The following is a 15,360-nucleotide window of genomic DNA, read 5'->3' on the forward strand; positions in this document are numbered from 1 at the left end:
ATCTGTCGACCAGCGGAACCGACGTCGACACTACGTTCGTGCGATCACTGTCAGTCTGTTCAATCGGTGACCCGCACGATCTGGACCGTCGGGGTCGGAGCGGACGGGGGTGCGGCGCGAGCCGAAACCGATAATTCGATCCGAAGGTGGTTTAGTTGTCGCCCGAATGTTGAGGTAGATCGGGGCATACCGCGGTGTATTCGATGTCGGGTGAGACCCATTCGGACCACTGCTTGCCGCTCATATTCTCGCTGAGTTTCGAGCACAGCTCGTCCTCCCAGGATGCCGGCCCCGGCCAGACCCAGACCCCGCCGCCGGCGCCTTGGTCCGGAGATAGCCAAACTGTTCGCACGACGCGACCATCGGGGGTCACCTGGATCATCATGATCCAGCCGTCTGGACCTTTGAGTGGGTCGCCGATCGGTTCGCCCGTCGCGGCATCCCAGAACCGCAGGACTTGGTCCATGCCTCCGGAAAGGATGTAGCGCGCATCACTGGTGACGACGATGCTGAAGATCTTCCCTGGCTGGCGGCCTGGCATGGGGGCGCCGATCGGATTGCCGGTCATGGAATCCCAGCGTTGCAGGTCAACCCCAACCGCGGTGACGAAGAACTCCCCGTTCGGGCTGATCGCAAAGGCGCCTAAATACCCCGTTGCAGGTGCTTGCGCGACGCGCTGTCCGGTCTCGGCGTCCCACAGGAGAACCGAGTCCCCGCTTACGGAGATGACGCGTCGCCCACCGGAACCGAATCTGACAGTACTGATGTCCCACTCGTGACCCTCGAGGGGGCCACCAATTGTCCGGCCGGAATCGACGTCCCATATCCAGACGGACTTGTCTGTGCTTCCCGCGACTCGGCGCCCGTCCGGACTGAACGCGACATTCACGATGGCGCCATCTGGACCCGTCAATGGTGTGCCGATCGCTCGGCTTGAATCGACGTCCCAGACGACGACGGACTTGTCCGCGCCGCCGGCCACGATGCGGCGTCCATCGCCGCTGAACGCCAGGTTCGAAGCCGAGTCGTGGAGACCGGTGACCGGCCCGCCGAGGGCGCGGCCGGAGTCGGCCTCCCAGATCCGGAAGGTTTTGTCATCGGTACCGATAGCCACGCGACGTCCGTCGGGGCTGAAGGCGCTGGAGGTGATGGTGACTTGTTCGGGTAGCGCTAAGGGGCCCGCGCGAGCTCCGGTATCCGGGTCGACTATCCAGACGGTCCCCTCGCCGGACTGCGGGTCGTTGAATTCGAACGCCAGTATTCGGTGACCGATCGGTTCGACAGCCAGCACAGCACTGTGGCCCGGCCCTCGAGACTCGGTGGACAGTGCTGTCCAAAGATGACCAATGGAGTCGTCCGGTTCGGTATTCCATATGCGCAGGGTTCCGTCAATACTGCTGGAGACGATGCGCGGATTGGCCTTGTCGGGGCTGAATGCGACGCTCGTGACCGTGCCGGTGTGCCCCAGTAGCGGTGGGCCGGCCGGCGCGCCGGTCTCGGCATCCCAGAGGAGCACAACATTGTCCCCGCCTCCGGAGACGATTCGTTGGGAGTCGGGGCTGAACGCAACACTGTTGACATAACCTGCGTGGCCGGTCAACGGTTCGCCGACGGGTTGGCGCGTGTCTGCGTCCCACAGGACGATGGGCGCCGCGAGGTCGTAGAGAATGTCGGACCCAGGGGTGGGTCCTCCGCTGCCCGAGACGATGCGCCGACCGTCCGCGCTGAACGCAACGCTGTTCACAGCCGTGGTGTGGCGTCTCATCGGTTCACCGATGGGCTCGCCTTTGTCGACGTCCCACATCCTGACCGTCGCGTCGCCGCCACCGGAAACCATGCGATGCCCATCGGGGCTGAACGCCACGCTGTGTGCGCCACCCTCGTGGCCGGTGAAGGTAACGAGGGGCACGCGGGATTCGGCGTCCCACACCCGAATTGTCCCGTCGGTGCCGACTGACGCGATGCGGTGCCCGTCCGGGCTGAACGCCACACCACTCTTGACGGAGCCGTTTGCATGACCGGTGAGGGGATCACCGACCGGCGTCCCTGTGTCGGCATCCCACAGTTGGATGTTGCCGTCTGCGTTGACGGTGGCGATGCGGTGCCCGTCCGGGCTGTACGCCACGGCGTACGATCCGCGATCCGTTCGGGAAGATAGATCGACCTGCTTACCAGTGTTGGCGTCCCACACTCTTGTTTGGAGACCGCTGGTGGCGATGCGGTGCCCGTCCGGTCGAATTGCAATACTGAAGACCGGCTGCGCGGTTTCGGTTGCACGCCTGAGGCTGTCGGCGGTGGCGTTCGGAGGAATCGAGTACGGGGCACCGGTCCTGATGATCTTTTCGGTGGAGGACAGGGCATTCAGAGTCCGAAGCGCAGCGCCGGGGTTGGGTGTCGTCGCGATCTGTTGGGCGGCGAGTGTTTCCTGGATTGCGCGGACGTCGTCGCGGGCATGTGTGCCGTCGAGCATAGACTCGGCATCGGATTCCAGCCGCAGGGCTATCGCCTGGTTCCGTTGGCGTACCGCTTCGTTGCGTTGGCGTTCCGCCTCCTGTTGTTGCACGAATGCGATCGTGGCCGCGGCGAGTGCGAGGACGGTCAGGAGGACCAGGCCGGCGATGGCGGCGCGGCGGAGGCGGCGGAAGCGGCGTTGCTCCCGCAGATCCTCACTGGCCAGTTCGTATTTGGGTTTGCCGTGGATCGGGGCGGCCAGGTCGGTGACCTTCTCCCGGAACATCGGTGCGTGGGGATCCCACGGCTCATCTTCACTGACGTCGACGTAGAACGGTTCGGAGGCGAGTACCCCCGGCTCCTCCAGCACCGGCAGGGCCACGTCGGACCGGTCCGGGTCGAACCGTCCGGTGCCCTCGTCCCAGGTCAGGTGTCCGTCAGCGACAACGAACAGCAGCTGGTCCGGTCCGCGCCGGTCCAGCCAGTGGGTGACCTCCTTGTTGACCCAGTGGGAGGCGACTGCGTGCGGGGAGAGCACCACGATGAAATAGCGGGCGCGGTCCATCGCCTCGGTGACCTCGCCCCACAGGTTGGGGCTGGCGGTGAGGTCGGTGGCGTCGCGGAACACCCGCAGGGCGTGCAGGTGGCCCATGCGACGGCCGATGCGGTGCAGGCCCTTCTGGATCCCCGCGGCGACCGGTCGATCGTGGTGGGCATAGGAGATGAAAGCGTCGTAGTCGAACGGCTCACCCTGCCCCTGAGCCTGCTGCTCCGGAGTCTCCGCGGCCTGAGCGCACACGGGTCATCACCCCACTCTCCAGACGGTGTCGAGGCGCGTTGGACGAGACCATCTGAGTCTTACGCAAGCGAGTACGGATGTCGCGGGTACCCAACTACTCGACTTTTGCCGCAAGAACGCAAAGAGTTTGCGCACCTAGGAAGGTGATGGCGAGCCTTGTTCCCGACTGTCAATCCCGTCCCGCTGAGGGATCCGCGCCCGTACGCGCTTCGACCTGCGCTGAGGCTCTTACAAGAGGGTGTCGGCAACGCGTAAGGGCTGATACCCAGTGGGGCCGAGCGACTTCGTTCCACACTCCGCACGAGGCCGGCCGTGGCGAGCACGACGGGCCAGTAGGTGGTCGTGATCGTCTTCGGAATCGCCACCAGGTCCTTACGCGGCCGGATGCCGACGAACACGACGACAGTGCGCCAAGCGATCTCGAACCCGCCCGTGCAGGCACCAGCGCCGCCCCCGGTCCGGTGGCCTGCGGCATATGGGGTTTGTCACGGTAGCGGCGCCGCTAGCGGCCGTTGTCGGCCGCTGCGCGGCGGCCCCGGCCAGCGGGCGGATGCGCTGCAGGGGGCAGTCTGGCGGTCCAAGAAGCATATGCGCGCGCGAAGAATCTCATATTCATCTGTCTGCCGGGTCGCTGGACCGCTGCGGTCCGCCAGCTCGGCTCCTTCGCACCCAGCTGTCTCGACCGTCTCCCGGCCTGCTCATCGACGATTTGGGAATGAAAGTAGGTGATACACGTGTTGAAGATCCTGGGTAAATCGTCGAAAAATCGTAGGAAGCAGGGGTGGACCCCGAAGATGACCAGGTCAGCGGTGGTATAGGCTTTGTCGGTCATGAAGTCGGCTTATTCGGGTCCGGTCAGCGGTGCGCCCAAGACGGTCTACCTCGATCACGCGGCGACCACTCCGATGTTGCCCGCCGCCGTCGAGGCGATGACGGCTGCCCTCGGGGCGGTCGGCAACGCGTCCTCGCTGCACGGTTCGGGGCGGGCGGCGCGGCGGTCGCTGGAAGAGGCGCGCGAGTCGATCGCGGCTGATCTGGGTGCTCGGCCGTCCGAGGTGATCTTCACCTCCGGGGGCACCGAGAGCGACAATCTGGCCGTCAAGGGGATCTTCTGGGGGCGCAGGGCGGCGGATCCGCGGCGCACCAGGATCGTCACCAGCGCGGTCGAGCATCACGCGGTGCTCGACGCGGTCGAGTGGCTCGAGAAGCACGAGGGCGCGCAGGTCAGCTGGCTGCCGGTCGACGCCGAGGGTGTCGTGTCGCCGCAGGTGTTGCGTGAGGTACTCGCCGCGCATGCCGATGAGGTGGCGCTGGTCAGTGTGATGTGGGCCAACAACGAGGTCGGGACCATCGAGCCGATCGCCGAATTGGCCGCTGTCGCACAGGAATTCGACATCCCGATGCACAGCGACGCCATTCAGGCGGTGACCCAGATTCCGGTCGACTTCGCCGCGAGCGGGCTGGCCGCGCTGAGCGTGGCCGGACACAAGGTCGGCGGTCCGCACGGGATCGGCGTACTGCTGCTGGGCCGAAGTGTGCCGTGTGTGCCGCTGGTGCACGGCGGCGGGCACGAACGCGACCTGCGCTCCGGTACCTCCGATGTGGCCGCGGCGATCGGGATGGCCGCCGCGCTGCGCGATGCCGTCACCGACCTGCCCGGGCGCGCTCAGCGATTGCGGGCGTTGCGCGACGAGTTGATCGACGGCGTGCGGGCCGCGGTGCCGGATGCCGTGCTCAACGGGCCCGCGCAACGACTGCCCGGCAACGCTCACTTCACGTTCCCCGGGTGCGAGGGCGACTCGCTGCTCATGCTGCTCGACGCCGCCGGTGTCGAATGCTCCACCGGTTCGGCCTGCAACGCGGGCGTCGCCTCGCCCAGCCATGTGCTGATCGCGATGGGTGTGCAACCGTGGCAGGCGCGCAGTTCGCTGCGCTTCACGCTCGGTCACACGTCGACCGGAGCCGATGTCGAAACACTGTTGACCGTGCTGCCGCAGGTCATCGATCGGGCCAGGGCCGCAGGCCTGGCCGGCGCTAGAGGAGGTGCCTGATGAGAGTTCTCGCCGCGATGAGTGGTGGTGTCGATTCCGCGGTGGCCGCGGCGCGGGCCGTGGACGCCGGGCACGAGGTGGTCGGGGTGCATCTGGCGCTGTCGGCCAACCCGGGCACGCTGCGCACCGGGTCGCGGGGTTGCTGCTCCAAGGAAGACGCCGGTGACGCGCGTCGCGCCGCCGATGTGCTCGGAATCCCGTTCTACGTCTGGGATTTCGCCGATCGCTTCAAGGAAGACGTGATCGACGACTTCGTCGCTGCCTACGCCGCGGGGGAGACCCCGAACCCGTGTCTGCGCTGCAACGAGAAGATCAAGTTCTCCGCGCTGGCCGATCGCGCGCAGGCGCTGGGCTTCGACGCGGTGGTGACCGGGCATTACGCGCGGCTCGACGAGGGCGTGCTGCGTCGTGCTGTCGACGCGGACAAGGACCAGTCCTACGTGTTGGCCGTGCTCACCGCCGAACAGCTCGCGCGGGCGATGTTCCCGGTCGGCGACACCCCCAAGCCGCGGATCCGCGAGGAAGCCGCCGAGCGGGGGCTGGCGGTGGCGAACAAGCCCGACAGCCACGACATCTGTTTCATCCCGTCCGGGGATACCCGCGCCTTCCTCGGTGCCAAGATCGGCATCCGGCCCGGTGCGCTGGTCGATTCCGACGGCACGGTGCTCGGTAGTCACGAGGGTGTGCACGGGTTCACCGTCGGTCAGCGCAAGGGCCTCGGCCTGAGCCACACCGCCGCCGACGGCAAGCCGCGGTATGTGACCGGGATCGATCCCGATTCGGGGACCGTCAAGGTCGGTTCGGTCGAGGATCTACAGGTCGACATCGTCACCGCCGACCGCGCGATCTGGACTTCCGGCGTGCGCCCGGCCTCGTCGGTCGAGTGCGTCGTGCAGGTGCGCGCGCACGGCGGGACCGCGCCGGCCGTGGTCGAGCCCGAGGGCGACGGTTTCGTCGCCAGGTTGCGTGAGCCGCTCACCGGCGTCGCGAAGGGCCAGGCCATCGTGCTGTACCTGCCCGATGCCGACGGCGGCGACACCGTGATCGGCAGCGGCACCATCAACGGCACCGACCGTGCCGCGGGCATCGAGTCCGATTCATCGGCGGCGTCAGCCTGATCGTGTCGTGGCGGGTGCGCCGGCGGTCGGCGCGCACGGCAGGATGACGGGTGACGGCCCGCGCCGTGGTGCGGCGCACGGTTCGTGGTGGTCGACGCCGATCCGGTGTGGACCACTGACCCAGACGACACGAAAGGTGTTGAGCGCGTGACGTTGTGGCGTGGCAGTGAGCAGTTCGGCGACCCGGCCGCGGCGGAGCCGGTGGACTTGCTCGCCGGGGCGTTCGCCACCGGTCTCGGTTCCTGGCCGGGCACCGATCCACTCGAGGCGGCGACCACCATCGTCGGTGAACTGCCGGAACTGCCCCACCTCGTCGAACTCCCCGAACGCGGGATCGGCGCCGACATGATCGGACGCGCCTCCGCGCTCCTGGTGGATCTGCGGTTCGACGCGACCACCCGCGGTTACCGGCTCGCCGACCGCCCGGGTTCGGTCTCGCGGAAGGCCCGCGACTTCGTGCGCGTAGATCTCGACGCGATCGAGGAAGCCTGGGAGACAGCGGGTCTCGTCGGTTCCGGCCGGGCGATCAAGATCCAGTCGGTCGGGCCGCTCACCCTCGCCGCCGAGGTCGAACTGCCCGGCGGCCATCGCATTCTCACCGATCGCGGTGCGCTGCGCGACCTCACGGACTCGCTGGCCGAGGGCCTGGCCCTGCACGCCGCCGAGATCGGAAAGCGACTCGGGGCGAACGTGGTTGTGCAACTGGATGAACCGCAGTTGACGACGGTTCTCGACGGATCGCTGACCGGCCCGAGCGTGCTCAACACCGTCCGCGCACTGCCCGGTCCGGAGGCGATCCACTTTCTCGACGTCGTGATCAACGCCCAACCGGGACCGGTCATCCTGCATACCTGCGCGGCCCGCCCGGCCCTGCCCACCCTGCGCCGCACGGCGGCCGCCGCCCTGTCCTTCGACGCGTCGGCCATCACCACCGCCGACTTCGACGACATCGGCGAAGCCGTGGACTCCGGCAAGAAGCTGGCCCTCGGACTCGTCCCCACCGAACCGCCCACGAGCCCGCTCACCTGGCGCGCCGCCGCCGAGCCCGCGGTCCGGCTCGTGGACGATCTCGGCTTCCCTCGTGCGGCCCTCACTCGAGTCCTGGTCACTCCGACCTGCGGTCTGGCGGGCGCTCCGCTCGCGTGGTCTCGCAAGGCCCTCGCACTGGCCGCCGACGTTGCCCGCGCTTTCGCCGAGGACCCGGAGTCGCTCACCGTCGAGCGGCCGGAACAGTCGCGCTCGGGCCGCGGTCGTCGGTGACGTAGTTCCCGCCGATCTCCACGAAATCTCGTTCCTGCACGGCTGCGACGTGCATGGATGTGTCGGTGGGCTCGACTAATCTCTGGTGGGTGAGTGACAGCGACAGCGCGGTTTCTGTGAGTGCCGAAGCGGCTACGCCCGAGCAGCGGGTGCAGTGGCAACAGTTGGCCGACGAGGTGCGTGGGCATCAGTTCCGCTACTACCTGCGGGACGCACCGATCATCACCGACGGTGAGTTCGACGCGTTGCTGCGCGCATTGCAGGCTCTCGAGGACGCGCATCCGGATCTGCGGACTCCCGACTCGCCCACGCAGCTGGTCGGCGGCGGATTCGCGACCGAGTTCACCGCGGTCGATCATCTCGAGCGGATGCTGTCGCTGGACAACGTGTTCGACTACGACGAACTGCGCACCTGGGCGAGCAGGGTCGAAGCCGAAACCGGGTCCGGGCTGCACTATCTGTGCGAAGTCAAGATCGACGGCGTCGCGTTGAACCTCGTGTACGAGAACGGCAAGCTGGTGCGCGGTGCTACTCGCGGTGACGGGCGCACCGGGGAGGACGTCACCCTCAACGCGCGCACCATCGAAGACATCCCCGCCGAGCTCACCCCGACCGAGGAATTCCCGATCCCCGAGCTCCTGGAAGTACGCGGCGAGGTGTATTTCCGGCTCGAGGACTTCGAGACGTTGAACGCTCAGATCGTCGCCGAGGGCAAACCGCCGTACGCGAATCCGCGCAATACCGCCGCCGGTTCGCTGCGCCAGAAGAATCCCGCGATCACCGCCCAGCGTCGGCTGCGGATGATCTGCCACGGGTTCGGCCGCATCGAGGGATACCGCCCGGCCTCCCAGCACGAGGCATACCAGGCACTGGCTGCCTGGGGCCTGCCGGTCTCGGCCCACACCCGCCTCGTCGAGGGCATCGACGCGGTCATCGAGCGGGTCGCCTACTGGGGCGAACATCGCCACGACATCGAGCACGAGATCGACGGTCAGGTGATCAAGGTCGACGAGACGGCCCTGCAACGCCGCCTCGGCTCCACCTCCCGTGCCCCACGTTGGGCCATCGCCTACAAGTACCCGCCCGAAGAGGCCACCACCACGCTGCTCAATATCGAGGTCAACGTCGGCCGCACCGGTCGGGTCACCCCGTTCGCGGTGATGGCGCCGGTCTCGATCGCCGGCTCGACCGTGTCGATGGCGACCCTGCACAATGCCTCCGAAGTGCGGCGCAAGGGTGTGCTCATCGGCGATACCGTCACGATCCGCAAGGCCGGTGATGTGATTCCCGAGGTCCTCGGGCCCGTCGTCGACGCGCGTACCGGTGCCGAACGCGAATTCGTCATGCCGACGCACTGCCCCGAGTGCGCCACCGAACTCGCCCCCGCCAAGGAGGGCGACGCCGACATCCGCTGCCCCAACCAGCGGCATTGCCCGGCCCAGCTGCGCGAACGCGTCTTCCACCTGGCCGGTCGCGGTGCCTTCGACATCGAGGCCCTCGGCTACGAAGCCGCCAACGACCTGCTCATCTCGGGCGCGATCACCGACGAGGGCGACCTGTTCGCCCTCGACGCGCAGGATCTGCTCGGCGTGCCGTTGTTCACCAAACAGGACGGCACCCTCTCGGCCAACGGTGCCCGCCTGCTCGCGAACCTCGAAGCGGCCAAGGACACTCCGTTGTGGCGGGTGCTCGTCGCGTTGTCCATCCGCCATGTCGGCCCGACCGCGGCCCGTGCGTTGGCCGCCGAGTTCGCGGACCTCGAGCGCATCGAATCCGCGACAGGAGAAGAACTGTCAGCCACCGACGGGGTCGGCCCCACTATCGCCGCCGCGGTCGTGGAATGGTTCACCGTCGACTGGCATCGCGCGATCGTCGACAAGTGGCGAGCGGCCGGGGTGCGGATGGAAGACGAGCGTGACGAATCCATCGAACGCAACCTCGACGGCCTGTCGATCGTCGTCACCGGCTCCCTGCAGACCTTCAGCCGCGACGGCGCGAAGGAGGCGATCCTCGTTCGCGGCGGCAAGGCGGCGGGCTCGGTGTCGAAGAAGACCGCGTTCGTGGTGATCGGCGAGGCGCCCGGTTCGAAAGCCGCCAAGGCCGAAGAGCTGGGCGTTCAGATCCTCGACGAAGACGGCTTCCGGCTACTGCTGGAGGGCGGCCCCGACGCGGTCAGGGTCGCACCGGACGATCCGCTCGTGGCGGACCAGCCGAGCCCGGCGACGTGAACAGCCGGGTTCGCGTCAGTTCGGGGTGACGGTGACCGTGTTGCCGATCTGGGTCTTCATGTCGAACGACGCGCACTGCCCGTTGCTGAGCTCCTGGGTACGCAACGGCCGCTTCTTGATGTTGGTCTGGATCTCCACCGTCACATCGGTGCTCGCCATCGAGCACACCTTCGACACCGGTGCGTCGGTGTAGGACACCGACCCCGCGCCCTGACACGAGTTGGTCGAGTTCCCCAGGAACACCCGCGCGGTTCCCGTCGGGCACGGATCGGCCAGCGCACTGGGCGCACTCACCAGCGCCGCGGGCACGAGCGCTCCCGCGGTCACCGCGGCAACGACAACTCCGCGAACAATTACCCGAACCGCCATTACGCGCACCCATCCCTCATCGCCGACCGCCGAACCTGCGACGAACCAGCCGCAGTGTCCAGCACCTTAGTGCGTCCGAACCGAACACGCGCGGGATCGGTGCTGCCGTTCACCGGATCAGGCTGCCGCGTGGGCGAGCCCCCGTGTCCCTTAGTCTTGCCAAGAATCTCGGAGAGGCGGACCCTTGCTGCGCAGTTTTCAGGTGACCAATCATGGATCGCTGGCGGAGGCTCAGCAGTTGCGGCTGACCAAGGGGGCAGGCGGGCCGTTGGCGGTGCCGGTGACCGCGGTGCACGGGGTGGCGGCGGCCGGGAAGACGAGCGTGATCGACGCGATCGGGCAGATGCGGGACGCGGTCCTGAATTCCGTGAGCGGATGGGACCCCTACGCGGGCCCGGTGCGGCGACCGCATCTCGGGTTCGCCGAGCGGCCGACGGAATTCGTCGCCGGATTCGTCGCCGAGGGCGTGCCCTACACCTACGGGTTCCGGCTCGACAACGCCGACGTGGTCGCGGAGTGGCTCTACACCCATCCACGGTCGCGCAAGCGGATCGTATTCGAACGCCGGGGTGACGAGGTGAAGATCGGGCCGATGTTCGAAGCGGCCCGGTACGGGGTGGCGGCGCTGGTGCCGTTGCTGCGGCCGAACGCGCTGCTGCTGAGCTTGGCGGGGCAGATGTACGCCGAGGCGCTCGTGCCCGCGTACCGGTGGTTCGCGGCGAATCTGACTGTGCAGCAGGGCGATGTCGACACCGACGCGCTCGCGCACGATCTCGGCAGCCATATCTCCCGCTCGCCCGACAACGCGGCGCGTCTGCTGATGCTGCTGCGCACCGCCGATCTCGGGATCGAGGATCTGCTCGTCGCCGAACACGATCCGATGTACGCGGATTACCTGCGTGATCTGGACGCCGAGATCGGCGCGCTGGCAGGCCATCTCGACCACCCCGAGCAGATTCTCGTGGATCGCGAGCTGAGCACCCTGCGCGCGGCGCGGGACGCGCTGTACCGGCGCATGGTCGACCGCCGCGGCGCGGGGCTGAGCCTGGTGCACGAGGGCATCGACGTCCCGTTCGAACTGGCCGACGAATCCACCGCCACCCGTTCGCTGCTGCGCGTACTGCCCGCCATGCTGGAGGCTCTCGACACCGGCCAGGTGCTCGCGGTCGACGATCTCGGCGTCGGCCTGCCGGTCGAGGAGACCGACCGCCTCGTCCAGTTGTTCCAGAACCCGGAGACCAATTCCCGTGGCGCACAACTGATCTACACCACCGCCGATCGAGCGCTGATCGACCGCGGCAACGGCCGCTCCCAGCGCACCCGCACGGCGGTGTGGCAGGTGCGCCGTGCACGGGGGGTCAGCGAACTCACGCCGCTGTGAGCGGGGCATAGCATGGGCGCATGCTCGAAGTGGTGATGGCGGTAGCGCTGGTGACGATGCTGGTGGTGACGATCGCGGCCGTCGTCTCCGGACGGACCGGCCGGGGAAGGGCGAACCTCGAACACGGGTCGCTCTACGTGACCGGTGTCAGCCCGCTGCCCGCGATGACCGGCGAGCACTACGTGACGATCACCGGCACCGTCACCGGTCCGTCGATCACCGGCAAGGTCGTCTACCGCCGCTTCGCCTGGGACGCCGCACACTGGCCCGCACCCGGCGACCACCTCGCCGTGGCCTACCCACCGCACAACCCCGACGACTGGCACGCCGAGCACCCCGGCTTGCGCCCCTACCTCGGCTCTTGAGCGACCTCACCGACCTCGCCGGGCATGGGTGAGTCGGAGCTCACAAGCGTCCAGATGGGAGCATTCGGGGATGCACGGTACCGATGAGCAGACCACCGGACTCCTGATCCGCCCCGCCCACCCCGACGAATACGACGCGGTCGCCGCGCTGACTGTGGAGGTGTACGTGGGCGACGGCTATGTCCCCGACGGGGACGATTACGTGCGGGAACTCGCCGACGTGGCGCACCGGGCCGCCGAGGCCGAGGTCCTCGTCGCCGTGCACGACGGTGCGGTCGTCGGCTCGCTCACCGTCGCGAAGCCCGGCACGCCCTACGCGGAGATCGCTCAGCCCGGCGAACTCGAATTCCGGATGCTCGCGGTATCCAAGCGGGCACGCGGACTCGGTGTCGGCACCGCGCTGGTTCGCGCCGTCGTCGACGAGGCGAGATCAGGCGGTTTCGACGCAGTCGCGCTCACCACGATGTTCTCGATGGTCGACGCCCACCGAATCTACGAGCGCCTCGGCTTCGTCGGTGTGCCCGAACGTGATTGGGCCACCCACGACGGACTGCAACTGTTCGTGATGCGGCTCGCGCTGCGCTGACCCGATCAGTTCAGGACGGTGGCGACGATGCCGGCGAGGTAGCCGAGCCGCGCCACCTCCGACGGCCGGAAGTCGGGCCCACCGGGGCGACCGAGGAGCAGTGCCCTGCCGGTGTTGCCCAGCGGTGCGGCGGCCAGCTTGGTGTCCATGTCGCGCCAGATCTCGGGCACCCATTCGGCCTCACCGTCGAGCCACATCGGCTTCTCGATGGGCATCCACGGGGCCGAACCCGCTTGTGTCTCAGGGGCACTCGGGCTACCGACGATGCGGTAGGCGCCTGCAGGGCCGAGGCCGATGATCGTGGACCAGCCGACGCGCAGCACCCGCGGGCAGCCGTCGACGAGTACCTGGAGCCGGTCGTCGCGAGCACTGGCGACCTGGTCGATCAGCTCGAGCTCGCGGTGGGTGTCGAGTACGCCGGAGTACGGGCGAATGGAGTCGACGCTCACATCGCGCACCGACTCTGCGGCGGTGATGAGGGTGTCGGGCAGTGCGCCGGTAGGCACTTCGACGACGAGATCGTCGATCGCGAACCCGGCGCCGCGTTCCACGACATCGAGCGAGAGAATGTCCGCGCCGACCCCGCCGAGGGCGAGTGCGAGGGAGCCGAGGCTTCCCGGTCGATCCGGAAGTTGCACGCGGAGCAGGTATGACACGTGCGTTCCTTTCCATAACGGCCGGGGTTGTTCGAGACGAATACCCGGTGAAGCAATACTTACACCCCTGAACGCGGGTTCTCGACCCGAAGTATGACCCCATCGGCGCGACATGCGCGAACTTTCGTGTGCGGCGGGTGCGTCCGAGCCGCGGGGGCGGGCGCGTCGAAACCGATATGACGCGCCGATCAGGCGTACCTCCGCCTGCGCTCCGGCCATGCGCAGGCTGTGGATTGCTTCGCGACCGTGTGAATTAGGCTGTACCGATACTGCCCACCGAAGCCGAAAGGGGTCCCGCGGTGCCCGCAATCTCCCGTGACGAGGTCGCTCACCTCGCCCGGCTGTCCCGGCTGGCGTTGACCGACGCCGAACTCGACCAGTTCGCCGGTCAGCTGGATTCGATCCTCAGCCACGTGCAGACCATCACCGAGGTCGCCGCCGACGTCCCCGCCACCGCGTCGCCGAATCCGACGACCAATGTGACCAGGCCCGATGTGGTCACGCCCGGCCTCACCCCCGAGCAGGCGCTGGACCAGGCGCCCGCCGTGGAAGAACAGCGTTTCCTGGTCCCGCAGATCCTGGGAGAGGGCGAATGAGCGAGTTGACGCAGCTGTCGGCTGCCGAGCTGGCGAGCAAGATCCACGGCGGCGAGGTGACCTCCACCGAGGTCACCCAGGCGCACCTGGATCGCATCGGCAAGGTCGACGGTGAGCTCAACGCCTTCCTGCACGTGGCGGGCGACGAAGCCCTCGCCGCGGCCGCCGTGGTCGACGCCGCGCTCGCCGCGGGCGAAACGCCCGCCTCGTCGCTGGCGGGAGTTCCGTTGGCGCTCAAGGACGTTTTCACCACCACCGACATGCCGACCACCTGTGCCTCGAAGATCCTCGAGGGCTGGATGTCGCCGTACGACGCGACGGTCACCGCACGGCTGCGGGCCGCGGGCATCCCGATTCTCGGCAAGACCAACATGGACGAGTTCGCGATGGGCTCCTCCACCGAGAACTCCGCCTACGGTCCCACCCGCAATCCGTGGGACACCACCCGCATCCCCGGTGGTTCCGGTGGCGGTTCGGCGGCGGCGCTCGCTTCGTTCCAGGCGCCGCTGGCGATCGGTACCGACACCGGTGGCTCGATTCGTCAGCCCGCCGCGGTCACCGCGACGGTCGGGGTGAAACCCACCTACGGCACCGTCTCGCGCTACGGCCTGATCGCGTGCGCGTCGTCGCTGGATCAGGGTGGTCCGTGTGGTCGCACCGTGCTCGACACCGCGCTGTTGCACGAGGTGATCGCCGGGCACGACCCGCGCGACTCCACCTCGCGCAATGTTCCGGTGGCGCCGGTGGTGGCCGCCGCCAAGCAGGGCGCCAACGGTGACCTGACGGGCGTGCGCGTCGGTGTGGTGCGTGAATTGCACTCCGACAGTTACCAATCCGGCGTCATCGCCTCCTTCGACGCCGCCGTCGCGGTGCTGAAGGAACTGGGCGCCGAGGTGGTCGAGGTGTCGTGCCCCAGCTTCGAGTACGCGCTGTCCTCGTACTACCTGGTGATGCCGTCGGAGGTGTCGTCGAACCTGGCGCGCTTCGACGCCATGCGCTACGGCCTGCGCGTCGGTGACGACGGCAGCCACAGCGCCGACCAGGTGATGTCGCTGACCCGCGAGGCCGGTTTCGGTCCGGAGGTCAAGCGCCGCATCATGATCGGCACCTACGCGCTGTCGGCGGGCTACTACGACGCCTACTACGGCCAGGCGCTGAAGGTTCGCACGATGATCGCGCGCGACTTCGACGCCGCCTACGAGCAGGTCGACGTGCTCGTCTCGCCGACCAGCCCGTTCACCCCGTGGAAGCTGGGCGAGAAGGTCGACGACCCGCTGGCCATGTACCTGTCGGACCTGTGCACCCTGCCGACCAACCTGGCGGGTCATCCCGGCATGTCGGTGCCGTCGGGTCTGTCGGCCGACGACAACCTGCCGGTGGGTCTGCAGATCATGGCGCCCGCGCTGGCCGACGACCGCCTGTACCGGGTGGGCGCGGCCTACGAGGTGGCACGCGGCGCGCTGCCGACCCCGAGCGCGGTCTGAGAAATTCTCCCCGAGC

Annotated in this window: 12 protein-coding genes; 9 read left to right on the top strand and 3 right to left on the bottom strand. The window is 68.0% G+C overall.

What is annotated here, in order from left to right; translation table 11 throughout:
• Positions 1–151 precede the first annotated feature (151 nt).
• On the bottom strand, positions 152–3,250 hold the full coding sequence (locus ACWGCN_RS07435) for a TIR domain-containing protein (RefSeq protein WP_452458416.1): 3,099 nt from the start codon (positions 3,248–3,250) through the stop codon (positions 152–154).
• Between the two features lie 830 nt (positions 3,251–4,080).
• On the opposite strand from ACWGCN_RS07435, the gene ACWGCN_RS07440 reads away from it, so the two are divergent.
• The 4 genes from ACWGCN_RS07440 (at position 4,081) to ligA (ending at position 9,907) form a co-directional block, all read left to right on the top strand.
• On the top strand, positions 4,081–5,301 hold the full coding sequence (locus ACWGCN_RS07440; RefSeq protein ID WP_452453216.1) for a cysteine desulfurase family protein: 1,221 nt from the start codon (positions 4,081–4,083) through the stop codon (positions 5,299–5,301).
• Entirely contained in the window at positions 5,301–6,419 is a 1,119-nt protein-coding gene (mnmA, locus tag ACWGCN_RS07445) for a tRNA 2-thiouridine(34) synthase MnmA (RefSeq protein WP_378991583.1), read from the top strand. Before ACWGCN_RS07440 ends, mnmA begins: the two co-directional genes overlap by 1 nt.
• Positions 6,420–6,620: 201 nt before the next feature.
• Complete coding sequence (locus ACWGCN_RS07450) at positions 6,621–7,679, top strand: methionine synthase (protein WP_378991639.1); 1,059 nt, start codon at positions 6,621–6,623, stop codon at positions 7,677–7,679.
• 89 nt (positions 7,680–7,768) lie between these two features.
• Positions 7,769–9,907: an NAD-dependent DNA ligase LigA gene (gene ligA / locus ACWGCN_RS07455; RefSeq protein ID WP_452458415.1), complete on the top strand. Its 2,139-nt coding sequence runs from the start codon at positions 7,769–7,771 to the stop codon at positions 9,905–9,907.
• A 15-nt stretch (positions 9,908–9,922) separates the two neighbouring features.
• Here the strand turns inward: ligA and ACWGCN_RS07460 are convergent, their stop codons facing one another.
• Positions 9,923–10,276: a hypothetical protein gene (locus ACWGCN_RS07460; protein ID WP_358105177.1), complete on the bottom strand. Its 354-nt coding sequence runs from the start codon at positions 10,274–10,276 to the stop codon at positions 9,923–9,925.
• Between the two features lie 202 nt (positions 10,277–10,478).
• On the opposite strand from ACWGCN_RS07460, the gene ACWGCN_RS07465 reads away from it, so the two are divergent.
• The 3 genes from ACWGCN_RS07465 to ACWGCN_RS07475 all read left to right on the top strand — a co-directional run bounded on the left by ACWGCN_RS07465 (position 10,479) and on the right by ACWGCN_RS07475 (position 12,608).
• Entirely contained in the window at positions 10,479–11,657 is a 1,179-nt protein-coding gene (locus ACWGCN_RS07465; protein ID WP_379313293.1) for an AAA family ATPase, read from the top strand.
• 20 nt (positions 11,658–11,677) lie between these two features.
• Positions 11,678–12,022 (top strand): hypothetical protein, encoded by a 345-nt coding sequence (locus ACWGCN_RS07470; protein WP_378991589.1) that lies wholly within the window; start codon positions 11,678–11,680, stop codon positions 12,020–12,022.
• A gap of 70 nt (positions 12,023–12,092) precedes the next feature.
• On the top strand, positions 12,093–12,608 hold the full coding sequence (locus ACWGCN_RS07475; RefSeq protein WP_378991590.1) for a GNAT family N-acetyltransferase: 516 nt from the start codon (positions 12,093–12,095) through the stop codon (positions 12,606–12,608).
• Positions 12,609–12,613: 5 nt separating this feature from the next.
• Here ACWGCN_RS07475 and ACWGCN_RS07480 read toward each other — a convergent pair whose 3' ends face one another.
• Entirely contained in the window at positions 12,614–13,264 is a 651-nt protein-coding gene (locus ACWGCN_RS07480) for an ACT domain-containing protein (RefSeq protein ID WP_358105186.1), read from the bottom strand.
• 299 nt (positions 13,265–13,563) lie between these two features.
• Between ACWGCN_RS07480 and gatC the strand changes: the two genes are divergently transcribed.
• Together gatC and gatA are read left to right on the top strand one after the other, a co-directional pair.
• The gene (gatC, locus tag ACWGCN_RS07485; protein WP_101466314.1) at positions 13,564–13,860 is read left to right on the top strand and encodes an Asp-tRNA(Asn)/Glu-tRNA(Gln) amidotransferase subunit GatC; all 297 of its coding nucleotides are present in this window, start codon (positions 13,564–13,566) and stop codon (positions 13,858–13,860) included.
• Complete coding sequence (gene gatA, locus ACWGCN_RS07490; RefSeq protein ID WP_378991592.1) at positions 13,857–15,344, top strand: Asp-tRNA(Asn)/Glu-tRNA(Gln) amidotransferase subunit GatA; 1,488 nt, start codon at positions 13,857–13,859, stop codon at positions 15,342–15,344. Before gatC ends, gatA begins: the two co-directional genes overlap by 4 nt.
• Positions 15,345–15,360 lie beyond the last annotated feature (16 nt).

The sequence above is a fragment of the Nocardia sp. NPDC055050 genome, from assembly GCF_053608345.1.